Source organism: Pseudomonas sp. GW822-FHT04H02, assembly GCF_058800645.1.
In genome coordinates, this window is sequence record NZ_JBXAMM010000003.1 from 661211 (window position 1) to 675233 (window position 14023).

Genomic DNA, 14023 nt, shown 5'->3' on the forward strand with positions numbered 1-14023 from the left:
CTGCCTAACGAGCGCGGATCACATGCTTGATTTCCTGAAAGGCCTGTAGCCCCCAGGGCCCCAGTTCACGACCGATGCTGCTCTGCTTGTAGCCGCCCCACGCCGTCTGGGGAAAGATCACCTGGGGCGCATTGATCCACACCAGACCGGCCTGCAGGGCATTGGCCACTTGCTCGGCATGCGCTGCATCCGCTCCCACTACGCTGGCCACCAGGCCGAACTCGCTGTCATTGGCCATTTCGATGGCCTGCTGCTCGTTGCTGAAACTGCGCACGCAGAGCACCGGGCCAAAGATCTCCTCACGCCATAGCGCACTGTCCAGCGGCACCTCGGTGAACACCGTGGGCTGAATGAAATACCCCTGCTGCAAGCCGGCCGGGCGGCCACCGCCGCAGACCAGCTTGGCCCCCACATTCAAGCCTTCCTCGATATGGGCCTGCACCCGCCGGTATTGCACCTGATTGACCAGCGCGCCCATTTCCACCTCGGGGTCGAACGGGTCGGCCACACGAATGGCTTCGGCCCGGGCCTTGAGGCGCAACAGGAACTCATCGGCCAACTCATCGGCCACCAGCACCCGGCTGGTGGCCGAGCACATCTGCCCGGCGTTGAAGAAGCCGCCGCCACAGGCCAGTTCCACCGCCAGATCCAGATCGGCATCCGCCAGCACCAACAACGACGACTTGCCCCCCAGCTCCAGGCTCACGCCCTTGACGGTTTCCGCCGCGCGCTGCATCACCTGGACCCCCACGGCGTTGCTGCCGGTGAAGGAGATTTTCGCCACTCGCGGGTCGGCTGCCAGGGGCGCGCCCACTGCCAGGCCGGTGCCGCAGACCAGGTTGAACACGCCCCGGGGCAAGCCGCTGCCGGCGATGATTGCCGCCAGTTCCAGCTCCGGCAACGGGGTGACTTCGGAAGGCTTGAGCACCACGCTGCAACCGGCGGCCAGGGCCGGAGCGAGCTTCCAGGCGGTGGTGACCATGGGGAAGTTCCACGGCACGATCAGCCCGACGATGCCACAGGGCTCGCGGCGCAGGCGGGCACTGAAGGCCTCGCTGGGCAGTGCCACGTTGGCGTCCTGAGCGGCATCCAGGCCTTCGGCCAGCCCGGCGTAGTACTCGAAGGTGGCAATCACATCGTCCACATCCATGGCGGCCTCGAATTGCGGCTTGCCGTTGTTGCTCGACTGCAGGTGCATCAGTTGCTCCCGGCGTTCGGCCACCCCGGCCGCAATCCGTCGCAGGACCGCGGCACGTTCAGCCCCGCTGCTGTGCGACCAACGCGCAAGGCCGGCGCTGGCAGCGCACAGCGCCTGCTCCACGGCCTCGGGACCGCCACCGGCAACCTGGGCCAGTACGCCCTCGGTGCTGGGGTTGATCACCTGCAGATGCTCGCTGCCCGCCAACCATTGGCCGTCGATGTACAGTCCGTTCAACAGGGGGTGCGCGCTCATGCCTGTACTCCTTGGGTCCAGCGGTTCTGATCGACCTCTATCAGGGTCGGGCCCTGGCGATCCGCCGCCGAGCGCAGCGCCGCGCGCAGTTGCTCGACGCTGTCGATGCGCTCGGCGGCGCAGCCCAGGCCCTTGGCCACGGCAATGAAATCCGGGGTGTAGATGTCGACGCCCACCGGCTCGATGGCGCGGTTGACCATGTATTTCTTGATCTCTTCGTAGCCCTGGTTATTCCACAGCAGGACGATGATCGGGGTGCGAGCCTCCACCGCGCAGGCCAGTTCCGAAAGGGTGAACTGCAAACCGCCATCGCCGATCAGGCAGGCCACCGGCCGTCGCTGGCTGGCGTGCGAACCGCCGCCGAGCCAGGCGCCAATGGCCGCCGGCAAGGCATAACCCAGGGTGCCGTACCCGGTGGAGGAGTTGAACCAGCGTCGTGGCTGCTCGGGGTTGAAGGTCAGGTTGCCGCTGTACACCGGCTGGGTGGAATCGCCCACCAGGACAATCTCCGGCAGTTCCTGGACCACGGTCTGCAGAAACAGGGTCTGGGCCTGGGTCGGGCCGTCCCAGAGCTGGCTCAGCTCACTGCGCAAGGCGGCGGCGCGGACCTGGCCCCAGTCGCTGCGACGCGCTGCCAATTCCAGCCCGGCAAGTTGCGCCAGCAGCGCTTCGGCAGCGATCCGGGCGTCGGCCACCAGTGCCACTTTCGGCGGATAGTTGCGCACGGTCTGGTCGGCATCGATATCGATACGCAGCAGGGTAGCGGGAATCTCGAAACCACCGGCGAAGGTCACGTCGTAATCGGTTTCCGCCAGCTCGGTGCCAATGGCCAAGACCACATCGGCCTCTGCCACCAGGGCCCGGGTCGCCACCATGGACTGGGTGGAACCGATCAGCAGCGGATGCGCCGAAGGCAGCATGCCCTTGGCATTGATGGTCAGGGCCACCGGCGCTTGCAACAGCTCGGCCAGGCGGGTCAGGGCCGGAGCGGCATCGATGGCGCCCCCGCCCGCGAGAATCAGCGGCCGCTTGGCACTGGCCAGCAGTTGGCTCATCTGCGCGACAGCGGCCGGGGCGGCGCCGGCGCGGGCGATCTGCACCGGCTCGCTGGTCAACAGGTGGTCGGCGTCCTGGACCAGCACATCGAGGGGAATCTCGATATGCACGGGGCGTGGGCGCCCGGCCTGGAACAGGGCAAAGGCCCGGGCCAGCACCGCTGGCAACTCGTCGGCACACATCAGGGTGTGGGAAAACGCCGCCACGCCACTGACCAGCGCACTCTGGTTGGGCAGCTCGTGGAGCTTGCCGCGCCCGCCCCCCAACTGGCTGCGGGCCTGCACGCTGGAGATCACCAGCATGGGAATCGAATCGGCGTAGGCCTGGCCCATGGCGGTGGTGATGTTGGTCATGCCGGGGCCGGTGATGATGAAACACACACCGGGCTTGCCGCTGGTTCGGGCGTAGCCGTCGGCCATGAAGCCGGCACCTTGCTCGTGGCGCGGAGTCACATGATGGATGGGCGAACGGGCCAGGCCGCGATACAGCTCCACGGTGTGTACCCCGGGAATGCCGAACACCTGCTCGACGCCATAACCTTCCAGTAGCTTGACCAGTACTTCACCGCACGTCGCCATCTCATCGCCCTTCTTATTGGAGGAAAACCGCACGTCGGCCACAGGCTGGAAAACGCCTGCGGGCGCCGATAGAGGGGCTATTGGAACGGTGGGCCTGTAGCCGCAACAATGGATAAAAAGTCATACTAGCCATGTCCCCACGTCATGCCTCGGCCAGCCATGAAACGCCTTCCTCCCTTACCCGCGCTGCACACTTTTCTGATCACCGCCCAGTGCTGCAACTTCACTCGCGCCGCCGAGCAGTTGCACATCACCCAGGGAGCGGTGAGCCGGCAGATCGCCGGGCTGGAAAGTCACCTGGGCTATCCGTTGTTCCTGCGCCAGGCCCGGGGCCTGAGCCTCACGGCCGAGGGGCTGGAATGGCTGCCACGGGTGCAGCAGGTGTTCGAAATGATCAATGGCGCGGTGGACGAGATCGGCGGCCAGAAGCGCAACCTGCGGCTCAAGGCCCCGACCTGCGTGATGCGCTGGCTGCTGCCGCGGTTGCTGCAGTGGCAGAAGGAGCGCCCCGATGTGCCGGTGCAACTGACCACCACCATTGCCCATGGCGTGGATTTCGGCCGCGAGCCGTTCGACGCCGCGGTCATGTACGGCGCGCCACCGGCACCGACCCTGGGCTCGCGACACCTGTTCAATGAACAGCTGACTCCGGTCTGTTCCCGGCCCCTGCTGGAAGGCCCGGTGCCGCTGACGAGCCCCAGAGACCTGCAACAGCACCTGCTGCTGCACCCCTCCCATGATCAGCGGGACTGGCAAACCTGGCTCAAGGCCGCTGGCACGCCCCTGGACACCCTGGGCAAGGGCCAGCACTTCGAGACCCTGGACCTGGCGATGTCCGTGGCCTCCCAGGGCACAGGCGTGGCGATTGGCGACTGGGCATTGATTGGCGATGACCTGAGTGCCGGGCGGCTGGTCATGCCCTTTGAATTGAAGGTGCCGACAGGGCAGGCGTATTACCTGGTGTACCCGGAGCGCCCGGGGCCTTCGCCGGCCCTGCAGGAACTGCTGGACTGGCTGGTGGAACAGGCCCGGCAGCGCTGAAATACCGGCAGACAGCGAAAAGCCCCGCGAGGGGCCTTCAACGCTTGCCGGAACAACCCGTTAGCCGCCTGCAACAGGCGGCTAACGGGTCAATCGGCCAGTGATCAGTAGCCGACGGTGAAACGCTGACGGCTATGGGCCGGCTTTTCCACCTCGTCGAGCATGGCGATGGCGTAGTCGGCAAAAGTGATCCAGCTACGGCCCTCTGCGCTGACCAGCAGGTCGTCCTGGCCCAGGCGGAAGTGCCCGGTACGCTCACCCTCGACGAACTCCGCCGATGGCGAAAGGAAGGTCCAGTCCAGGTCCTGCTCCTTGCGCAGGGTCTCCAGGTACACCCCGCCGGCGCTGGCTTCGGCCTTGTATTCCTCCGGGAAGCCCGGGCTATCGATGACCTTGCTGCCACCCGGCAGCAACAGCGAACCGGCACCGCCTACCACCAGCAGGCGCTTGACCCCGGCCTTTTTCACCGGGTCGATGATGGCATTGGCAGCGATGCTGGAAAAATGCGCCGCGCTGATCACCACATCGTGACCGGCCACCGCCGCTTGCAGCGCGGCACTGTCGGCCACATCCACATCGCGGCTGACCACGCCGGCACGCGAACCGATCTTCGCCGTGTTGCGGGCGATGGCGGTCACGCTGTGGCCGCGACGCAGGGCTTCTTCCAGCAGTTGGCTACCGACACGGCCGGTGGCACCAATGATTGCGATCTTGCTCATGACATGTCTCCAGTTGGCTAAGAGAGTACAGAGGCATCCGCCCCCACAAGGGAGCGGGTCAAACCGTTTTCACCACTTCATTTCGCCCTTGGCGACCTTGGCGCTCAGCTCCAGGGAGCTGTCCTCGCCCAGGTCCGGGTAACGCTTTTTCATGGCCGCGATCAGCTCGGCGGAATCCTTGGCCTTGGCGGTTTCCTCGTCGAAGGCCTTGATGTAGTCCGCGGTGAAGTGCACCGGGGCCAGGGAACGCGCGCTGTCACCGAGGAAGTGCCCGGGGATCACGGTCTTGGGTTGCAGGCTGTCGATGGTCTTGAGGGTAGCCAGCCAGTCCGCATGGGACTGCGGGGTCTGGGTGTCGGCCATCCACACGTGGATGTTTTCCGCGACCACCACGCCACCGACCACCGCCTTGATCGACGGGATCCATACAAAGCTGCGGTCCGGCTGCTTGCCGTCCAGGCCAATGACGTCGAGCTTCTGCCCTTCCAGGGTCAGGCTGTGGCCCTTGAGCACGCCCGGCACGATGGTCTTGGCCGGTACGTCAGCACCCATTTTCGGGCCCCAGAACGCCAGCTTGCCATCCACCGTGGCCTTGATGTGATCCACGGTCGGCTGCGAAGCCACCACCTTGGCGTCGGGGAAGGCGGCGGTCAGGGTGTCGAGGCCGAAGTAGTAGTCCGGGTCACCATGGCTGATGTAGATGGTGGTCAAGTGCTTGCCGCTGGCGCGGATCTTGTCCACCAGTTGCTGTGCCTGGGACTTGCCGAACTGGGCGTCCACCAGGATCGCGTCCTTCTTGCCGCTGACCAGCACCGAGGTCACCGGGAAGATTGCGTTGGCGCCCGGGTTGTAGACATCCAGGCTCAGGGTCGGCTCGGCGGCCGCGGCATGGGCGGCAAAGCCCAGGGTGGCAGTGGCCAGCAGCAAGCGTTTGAGTGAAGTGAATCCGATCATGAGGGCAGCTCCGGCATCTGTTGGCTGGGTTGGGATGGACAGAGCTTAGTTGCCAGACTCGTTACAAAAAATGCGATGCTTGAACATAGTTTGTTTCTGAAAGCGGGCAAATCATGGATCGTCTCCAAGCAATGCGGGTCTTCGTCACCGTCGTCGACCTGGGCAGCCAGTCGGCCGCCGCCGATCACCTGGACCTGTCGCGTCCGGTGGTGTCACGTTATCTGGCGGAATTGGAGGACTGGGTCGGCGCCCGGCTGATGCACCGAACCACGCGCAAGCTCAGCCTGACCGCCGCCGGCGGTGAGATCCTGCCCCGCTGCCGGCAGATGCTGGAGCTGTCCAGCGACATGCAGGCCGCGGTTGGCGAGCCGGACGATGCACCCCGCGGTCTGCTGCGCATCAGCGTCAGTACCTCGTTCGGCCAGTCGCAACTGGCGGATGCCGTGGCCGACTACGTCAAGCGCTACCCGGGGGTCAGCATCGACCTGCAGATGCTCGATCGCACGGTAAACCTGGTGGATGAACGCATTGACCTGGCGATCCGTACCAGCAACGACCTGGACCCGAACCTGATCGCCCGGCGCCTGACGGTCTGCCGCTCGGTGATCTGCGCCTCGCCGGCCTATCTGCGAGAGCACCCCGCGCCCCAGCGGGTGGAGGAACTGAACCGGCACAACTGCCTGACCCACTCCTACTTCGGCAAGAGCCTGTGGCATTTCGAACAGGATGGCGAACAGGTATCGGTGCCGGTGCAGGGCAACATCAGCGCCAACGAGGCCAGCACGCTGCTGCGCACCACCATGGCCGGCGCCGGGATCGCCATGCTGCCCAGCTACCAGGCCGGTGAGTACATCAAGCGTGGAGAGCTGGTACGCCTGCTGCCCCACGCCGAACCGCGCACGATGAACATGTACGCGGTCTATGCCTCGCGCAAGCACATGCCGGCGACCTTGCGCAGCATGCTCGACTTCCTGGTCCTCAGGTTTCCCCAGCAACCGCTCTGGGACGAAGGTTTGTAGATAGATGCACGGCGCTGGCCAGGCTGCTCGATCCAACTGCTGAATACCCTGCCAAACAGGCCGGGCAAGCCCACGCAACTGACCTATGCTGATAACAGTACCCCCTTTAAACCAAAGGGGTATGGGTTCAGAGGTCGTTGCCATGAACGTCAAGACAAGAAGGTACCTGGCCATCTTCATGACCTGCACCGTGACCCTGGCGCTATACGGTACTGCCGCTTATCGCGTGGAGCAGGCGCGCATGCAACCGCGCAACTACGCCAGTTGCAACCTGGAGCGCTGCATGCCCCACAACGCCACCTTGAACGCCCTCAGGTGAGCGTCAGCGAATCGGCGTCCCCGGCCTGATCGGCCTTCAGGCGGTCGCGAAATACCTTGGGCGAGATCCCCTCCCGGCGCCGGAACAGCCGGGTGAAGTTGGTGGGGTCGGAAAACCCCAGGTCCGCGGAAATCTCGTAGATGGTCATCCCGGTGTAGGTCAGCAGCCGCTTGGCTTCCAGTAGCTGGCGTTCGTGCATGATCTGCAGCGCGGGCTGCCCTGCCAGTTCACGGCAGGTGCCGTTGAGGTGCGACACGGAAATGCCCAGCTTGTGGGCCAGGTCCTCGACCTTCACATGCTCGCGGTAATGGGCTTCCACCAACTGGATGAAGCCATTGAAATACTCACGGGCCCGCTGGGGACGCCGGCTGGCACTGCTGCGCTGCAACGCCTGGCGCCCGACCCAGACCACAATCATGCTGACCAGCGCATGCATGAGCATTTCCCGAGCCGGCTGCTGCCCCTGGTACTCCTGCTGCAAGGCGGCGAACAAACCGTTCAGGTACGCCTCGTCTGCCCCCGTCGGATATCCCTCGGGCCTGGCCAGGGTATTTTGCCCCTGCCCCAGTTGGGTTTGCAGATGGCTTACCAGCGGCGCTGCCAGCGTCACCACATAACCTTCTATGTCTTCGGAAAACCGGAAGCCATGGACCGACAGCGGCGGCAGGACCTGGACCATCGATTTGTCCAGCAGGGTACGCTGGCCTTCGATCTCCAGTTCCGCCTGCCCACGGTATACAAACAGCAACTGGCAGAGGTCGGCATGCCGATGGGGCTTGATTTCCCAATGGTGCTCGCGGCTGCGCTGGCTGATGGGCTCGCAATGAAGCAGGTCCGGGGTAGGCCAGTCCAGGCTCTCGCCATAGAGCTTGAACACCGGAATCGACGCAAGGGCAGGCTTGTTCATCACTACAGTCCAGGCCTCAGTGTAACGGGCGACGGGGGCGCCAGCGGGCGAACCATCAGACAACCGCCAGGGCTCTTCGATAAACGAATACGCCCGGGCGAAATGCAAGCAATAGCAACATCAATGGACATTGACCGGGCCGGTGTTCAGAGCACCGGCCCAGTGCCGGGTACTATACAGAATGCGTCCCATTACCAGCTAATTCCCGCCGAATAATCTGCGTTTTCGTCTGACCGCCCAGGTCTTCACAGAGCATCGTTCCCATCAGTTAAGCCCAGATGAAAAATCCCCGGAGACTTCCTTGTATGGCTATCTAGTAGGCTCCTATCTAGTACACTGAAGCGCACTTCCACCGGCCTTGCTCCGCCGGGTCAATCTCTGCCCGCAGGTTCTTTCGTGACCCACTTCCAACAGCCCGTCTCGCCCAAACCGGCCATTCGCAGCGTGCTGATCGCCCTGATGCTGGCGATCTTTCTCGGCGCCCTGGACCAGACCATTGTCGCCGTCTCCATGCCGGCCATTTCCGCCCAGTTCAAGGACGTCGGCCTGCTGGCCTGGGTGATCTCCGGCTACATGGTGGCGATGACCGTGGCAGTGCCCATCTACGGCAAGCTCGGCGACCTCTACGGCCGCCGCCGCTTGATGCTGTTCGGCATGGGGCTGTTCACCCTGGCCTCGCTGTTCTGCGGCCTGGCACAGAACATGGAGCAACTGGTGCTGGCGCGGATTTTTCAGGGTATCGGCGCCGGCGGCATGATCTCCGTGAGCCAGGCCATCATTGGCGACATAGTTCCGCCTCGGGAGCGCGGTCGCTACCAGGGCTACTTCAGCAGCATGTACGCAGTGGCCAGCGTCGCCGGCCCGGTGCTGGGCGGCTACATGACCGAATTCCTTTCCTGGCGCTGGGTGTTCCTGATCAACCTGCCTCTGGGCCTGGGCGCCTGGTGGGTGGCGCATCGCACTCTGATCGGGCTGCCGGTGCCCCAGCGCAAGCCGATCATCGACTACCTCGGTACCGTGCTGATGATCATCGGCCTGACCGCCCTGCTGCTGGGTATCACCCAGGTAGGCCAGGGCTATTCCTGGCGCAGCGCCGAAGTGCTCGATCTGCTGGCCATCGCGGTCATCGTCCTGGCACTGTTCGTCTGGCATGAGCGCCGGGCCCGGGAACCCCTGCTGCCGATGCACCTGTTCACCAACCGCAACGCGCTGCTGTGCTGGTGCACGATCTTCTTCACCAGCTTCCAGGCCATTTCCCTGATCGTGCTGATGCCGCTGCGCTTCCAGAGCATCACCGGCGCCGGGGCCGACAGTGCCGCCCTGCACCTGCTGCCGCTGGCCATGGGTCTGCCAATGGGCGCCTATTGTGCCGGGCGCCTGACCTCGGTCACCGGGCGCTACAAGCCGATGATCCTCAGTGGCGCGCTGCTGATGCCGCTGTCGATCCTCGGCATGGCCCTGGTGCCGCCGCAGTCGGAGCTGCTCAGCGGCCTGTTCATGCTGCTCTGCGGGATCGCCGGCGGCATGCAGTTCCCCACCTCCCTGGTGGGCACGCAGAACTCGGTGGAGCAACGGGATATCGGCGTGGCCACCAGCACCACCAACCTGTTCCGCGCCCTCGGCGGGGCGGTGGGCGTGGCGCTGATGTCGGCGTTGCTGCTGGCCTTGCTCCAGGATTCCAGCCTGGCCCATCTCGGTGGCGCCGGGCTGATGGTTGAAGGGCACTCCGGCAATGCCCTGCTGGAAGGCCTGAACGCCGCCCCCGGCCCGGCGCGGGACGCCTTGCGAGCCGAGTTGCTGACGACCTTCAAGCATCTGTTGCTGGTCAGTGCCGGGGTATCCCTGCTGGGGCTGGCAGCGGCGATCGCCATGCCCAATCGCCTGCTGCGCGGTCGTGAAGACAAGGCGCGTTAACCCACCCCGGGCTCCTGTAGCCGCTTTGGTCGAAGCGCTCCAGCCTTTGCTGAAGCAGCCTGCGGCAGCGGCTGCAGGGCAGCATGATCAAGGGCTGTAGTAGCCCACCGCAACCAGCAGATTCCCTACCTTGCGCAGGTAGGCGTGCTTGTCCTCCACCTTGCCGGTCACCGGGTTCTTCCAGCGGTATTGGTATTCGCCCTGATCCTCGCGAGCCATGAGCGCCAGCATCGGCTCGCCCACCGGCTTGCCTTCGGGATCCCTGATCTTGGCAAAGTCGGTGTTGAGCAAACGCAGGTTGGTGCCATGGGCCAGGTAGCGCCGGCTGTCCATGTCCACCACGAACACGTACAGATCGTCTTCGAGAAAACCGCCCTGCAACTGGTTGATCGCCTTGAGCGTGCCGTTGCGGTCCGTGCTCAAGGCCGTGGCTGCCCTCTCCAGCAATGCCCTGGCCTGCTCGGCCGACGCCCGGGGCTGGTAGTAACCCACCGCCAGGATGCGTTCGCCGACCCGCTGGAAATACACATGCTTGCGCTCGATCTTGCCGTCGGCCCAGTTCTGCCAGCGGTACTCGGCCTGCTGGATGCCATTGCCCTCGGGCGTCTTCAACGCTTGCCTGAACGTCTTGCGCAGGTCCGGCCCCAGGACTTGCGACACATCACGGCCAATCAACGCCGACGAGGGACCGCCACTGGCCAGCATCACGCCTTGGGTATCCACCACGAACACATAGCGGTCGTGGTCGACGAACTCGCCCTGGCGGCTGAAGGCAGCGAATGCCTTGTCGCCCTGATCGTGGTAGTAGCCCAGGGCCTTTTCCAGCAGCGCCCGGGCCGCCGCGCCATCATCCACCGACGGCGCCGCCTGCAGCGGGCCCAAGCACAACAGCAGCAGCCAGCCCACCCAGGTATTTCCAAGCCACAGTCTCATCGCCCGCTCCTCGTTCGTGTTGGCGTTCGAAGAGCGTAGACGGCTGCAGGATATGCGGAAACATTCAGCACACGGGGGGTGAACCGACGCCTTCCCACGCCAGGCGTGGGAAGGCGGCCCCCATCAAGGGCGGGTGTTGATCTGCTGCTGCAGGTTCTGGATCTGGCTTTGCAGCGTGTTGATGTTGCGGGTCACCTGGCCGCGAAAGGCGTCGAACTCGGCAGTGCTGGCACCGTTTTGCGCAGCGGCGGGACGGTTGTCCTGCTGGCTCTTGAGCACGATCAGGTCCTGTTCCAGACGCTCGATGGCGGCGCTCGGATTGCCCTGTTTCTTCAGCGTGGCCAGGTCGGCGCCCAGGCTCTTGAGCTGGGCATCGACCTTGCCGTTGTCGGTCTGGGCGCTTTTCAGGCTCGCCAGTTCACCGCTCAAGGCTTTCACCTGAGCCTGCAACTGGCTGTTGGCTGCTTGCTGCTCGGCGGTCTGCGCGCTCATCTGCGCCAGGCGCTTGTCCAGATCGGTGGCCTGCCCCGCCACGCCCTGCTGCTGGCGGCTCTGGTCCTGCAGGCGGCTCTCCAGTTGCTTGATCTGCAGCTTCAGCGCTTCACTGTCGGTGGTGACATTGGTCTGGCTGGCCACCACCTTGCCGGAGATGTCCTGCAGGCGTCCGGCCGCTTCCTCACTGATCCTGGCGAAGCTTTCCTGGGTCGCCACCAATTGCTGTTCCATCAGCGAAATCTGCTGGAAGCTCCACCAGGCAAGGCCGATGAAGGCAAAGAACAAGGCGCCCACCAATGCCCAGAGCGGGCCGGTGCTGGGGCTCTTGACCTTGACGACGGGCGTGCCGCGCGAATGCACGGAGGTACGCTCGCGGGCAGCGCTGGTGGTGGGGAAGACATCGTCGTCGAGAGGATCGGCGCGCAGACTGGGAACGTCGTCGAAGTCATCGTTTGCATCGTTACGCATGGGGCAACCTTTGTGAAACGCGGTGGTGGCTGAGTGCGGCGAGTATAAACCGCTAATTCGCCCGGCCAATGGACCGGGCCGGGCAAACTCGGTTCAGTCTTTGGTTTCAGCTTATGTCCTGGGCTTTCCACCAGGCGCAGAACTCATCCAGGGCCGCCCACAGGCTGACCTTGGGCTCATAGCCGAGATAATGCCGGGCACGGCTGATATCCAGGGTGAAATTCTTGTTCATGACCTGCATTCCCAGGCGCGACAGAGTCGGCTCCGGTCGCCCCGGCCAGAGCTTGCAGAAACCTTCGTTGAGCGCCGCCACGCCATAGGCCAGGCCGAAGGAGCGATAACGGGTGACTTGCGGCACCTGCATCTGGCGCATCACATAATTGACCACATCCCACAAAGGCACCGGTGTGCCGTTACTGATGTTGTAGGCCTTGCCCAAGGCCGAGCCGCTGGCGTGCAGGCTGCTGAACAACGCCTCGTTGAGGTTGTGCACGCTGGTGAAATCGACCTTGTTCAGGCCGTTGCCGACAATGGCCAGGCGGCCCTTGCGCTGCATCTTCAACAGCCGCGGGAAGATGCTCATGTCGCCGGCGCCGGTGACGAAGCGCGGGCGCAGGGCAAGCACTTCAAGGCCGAACTCCTGGGCGCCGAAGACCTTTTGCTCGGCCAGGTACTTGGTGGCCGCATAAGGATGCCGGAAGCGCTTGGGCACTTGTTCCTCGGTCAACCCCAGGTGATCCCGGCCGTCGAAGTAGATCGAGGGCGAAGACAGGTGCACCAGCCGCTGCACCCGCTGCTTGAGGCAGGCTTCGACCACGTTCTCGGTGACCAGCACATTGCCCTGGTGGAAGTCCTGGTAGCGCCCCCACAAGCCCACGGCACCGGCGCAATGCACCACGCTGTCGACGTCGCGGCACAGCTCGCGCACCAGATCGGCATCGCTCAGGTCACCCTGGACGAACTCAGCGCCACGGCGCACCAGATGCTCCACGGCTTCGGCGCGACGGCCATTGACCCGCACCTCCAGGCCCTGCTCAAGGGCAAAGCGGGCGAAGCGCCCGCCGATGAAGCCGCTTGCGCCGGTAACCAGAATCTTCATGAAATATTCCTAAGAAAGCAGTGACGAGCTACGAGCTACAAGCTGCAAGTTAAAAATCAGTGCGCAAGCTGTCTACTTGCAGCTTGTCGCTTGACGCTTACGGCTGCTCCCAGGGCACCAGCCATTGTGCCGACAAACGTGCCAGGTGCTCGGTGAGCAGCCCCAGCAATTGGCCGCCGTTACGCCAATGATGCCAGTACAGCGGCACATCGATGGGTTTATCCGGCAACAGTTCCAACAGCAGGCCCCGCTCGAGCTGCTCGCGGACCTGCAACTCGGGCACCAGCCCCCAGCCCAGGCCGGCCTCGGTCAGGCGAATGAAGCCCTCGGAAGACGGGCACAGATGATGCTCGAAAGCACCGTCCACGCCCAGGGAAGCCAGGTACCGATGCTGCAGGAAATCGTCGGGGCCAAACACCAGCGCCGGTGTGCGCGGCAACTGCTCGGCACGCACGCCCTGGGGAAAATGCCGGGCGATGAATTCCGGGCTGGCCATGGCCCGGTAGCGCATGGCCCCCAGCAGCAGGCTGCGGGCCCCGGCCACCGGGCGCTCGCTGGCACAGACGCAGGCCGCCACTTCCCCGGCGCGCATGCGCTTGAGGCCGACGGTCTGGTCTTCCACCACCAGGTCCAGGAGCAGATGGTGCTCGGCGCAAAAATCGCCCACTGCGCCAGCCCACCAGGTGGCCAGGCTGTCGGCGTTGAGGGCGATGCGCAAGCGCTCCGGCAGGCCCTCCTCGTCCAGCGCCGGCACCAGGCTTTGCAGGTCGCGCTCCAGCAGGCGCACCTGCTGCACATGGTTGAGCAGGCGCCGGCCGATTTCCGTCGGCGCCGGCGGCGTCACCCGCACCAGCACTGGCTGGCCGACCCGGGCCTCCAGCAGTTTGATCCGCTGGGAAATCGCCGACTGTGACAAACCCAGCACCTGGGCCGCCCGCTCGAACCCTGCCTGCTCGATCACTGCAGCCAAGGCCGAGAGCAACTTGTAGTCGAACATCAGTTTTCCTAATGAGAGATCAGCAATATTGGTTTTTCTTATACAACCCGGGCCGGGAAAATAGCCAGCGT

General features: G+C 64.5%; 13 protein-coding genes. 4 read left to right on the top strand and 9 right to left on the bottom strand.

Going from position 1 to position 14023, the window contains the following annotated elements; translation table 11 throughout:
* Positions 1-4 precede the first annotated feature (4 nt).
* Both AC1RMG_RS15435 and AC1RMG_RS15440 read right to left on the bottom strand, forming a co-directional pair.
* On the bottom strand, positions 5-1453 hold the full coding sequence (locus AC1RMG_RS15435; RefSeq protein WP_125062112.1) for an aldehyde dehydrogenase family protein: 1449 nt from the start codon (positions 1451-1453) through the stop codon (positions 5-7).
* The gene (locus AC1RMG_RS15440; protein WP_011063066.1) at positions 1450-3087 is read right to left on the bottom strand and encodes a 5-guanidino-2-oxopentanoate decarboxylase; all 1638 of its coding nucleotides are present in this window, start codon (positions 3085-3087) and stop codon (positions 1450-1452) included. Before AC1RMG_RS15440 ends, AC1RMG_RS15435 begins: the two co-directional genes overlap by 4 nt.
* Before the next feature lie 159 nt (positions 3088-3246).
* Here AC1RMG_RS15440 and AC1RMG_RS15445 point away from each other — a divergent pair, with 159 nt between their 5' ends.
* Positions 3247-4128 (top strand): LysR substrate-binding domain-containing protein, encoded by an 882-nt coding sequence (locus tag AC1RMG_RS15445; protein ID WP_011063067.1) that lies wholly within the window; start codon positions 3247-3249, stop codon positions 4126-4128.
* A 104-nt stretch (positions 4129-4232) separates the two neighbouring features.
* Here the strand turns inward: AC1RMG_RS15445 and AC1RMG_RS15450 are convergent, their stop codons facing one another.
* Positions 4233-4847 carry an NAD(P)-dependent oxidoreductase gene (locus tag AC1RMG_RS15450; RefSeq protein WP_493169571.1) on the bottom strand — a complete coding sequence of 205 codons (615 nt, stop codon included), beginning with the start codon at positions 4845-4847 and terminating at the stop codon, positions 4233-4235.
* A gap of 69 nt (positions 4848-4916) precedes the next feature.
* The gene (locus AC1RMG_RS15455; RefSeq protein ID WP_011063069.1) at positions 4917-5801 is read right to left on the bottom strand and encodes an MBL fold metallo-hydrolase; all 885 of its coding nucleotides are present in this window, start codon (positions 5799-5801) and stop codon (positions 4917-4919) included.
* A gap of 113 nt (positions 5802-5914) precedes the next feature.
* On the opposite strand from AC1RMG_RS15455, the gene AC1RMG_RS15460 reads away from it, so the two are divergent.
* Positions 5915-6820, top strand: a complete 906-nt coding sequence (locus tag AC1RMG_RS15460; RefSeq protein WP_011063070.1) for a LysR family transcriptional regulator — start codon at positions 5915-5917, stop codon at positions 6818-6820.
* A 142-nt stretch (positions 6821-6962) separates the two neighbouring features.
* Positions 6963-7139: a hypothetical protein gene (locus AC1RMG_RS15465; RefSeq protein ID WP_015636796.1), complete on the top strand. Its 177-nt coding sequence runs from the start codon at positions 6963-6965 to the stop codon at positions 7137-7139.
* Here the strand turns inward: AC1RMG_RS15465 and AC1RMG_RS15470 are convergent.
* Entirely contained in the window at positions 7132-8046 is a 915-nt protein-coding gene (locus AC1RMG_RS15470; protein WP_011063072.1) for a helix-turn-helix domain-containing protein, read from the bottom strand. The two genes, AC1RMG_RS15465 and AC1RMG_RS15470, sit on opposite strands and share 8 nt — an antisense overlap.
* A gap of 396 nt (positions 8047-8442) precedes the next feature.
* Between AC1RMG_RS15470 and AC1RMG_RS15475 the strand changes: the two genes are divergently transcribed.
* Positions 8443-9960, top strand: a complete 1518-nt coding sequence (locus AC1RMG_RS15475; protein ID WP_041752524.1) for an MDR family MFS transporter — start codon at positions 8443-8445, stop codon at positions 9958-9960.
* 87 nt (positions 9961-10047) lie between these two features.
* Here AC1RMG_RS15475 and AC1RMG_RS15480 read toward each other — a convergent pair whose 3' ends face one another.
* The 4 genes from AC1RMG_RS15480 to AC1RMG_RS15495 all read right to left on the bottom strand — a co-directional run bounded on the left by AC1RMG_RS15480 (position 10048) and on the right by AC1RMG_RS15495 (position 13952).
* On the bottom strand, positions 10048-10893 hold the full coding sequence (locus tag AC1RMG_RS15480) for a cache domain-containing protein (RefSeq protein ID WP_125062113.1): 846 nt from the start codon (positions 10891-10893) through the stop codon (positions 10048-10050).
* Positions 10894-11016: 123 nt separating this feature from the next.
* A complete protein-coding gene (locus AC1RMG_RS15485; protein WP_011063075.1) occupies positions 11017-11856 on the bottom strand; it encodes a coiled-coil domain-containing protein in 840 nt (279 codons plus the stop codon).
* 106 nt (positions 11857-11962) lie between these two features.
* Positions 11963-12955, bottom strand: a complete 993-nt coding sequence (locus AC1RMG_RS15490) for an NAD-dependent epimerase/dehydratase family protein (protein ID WP_011063076.1) — start codon at positions 12953-12955, stop codon at positions 11963-11965.
* Between the two features lie 97 nt (positions 12956-13052).
* A complete protein-coding gene (locus AC1RMG_RS15495) occupies positions 13053-13952 on the bottom strand; it encodes a LysR family transcriptional regulator ArgP (protein ID WP_015636800.1) in 900 nt (299 codons plus the stop codon).
* Positions 13953-14023 lie beyond the last annotated feature (71 nt).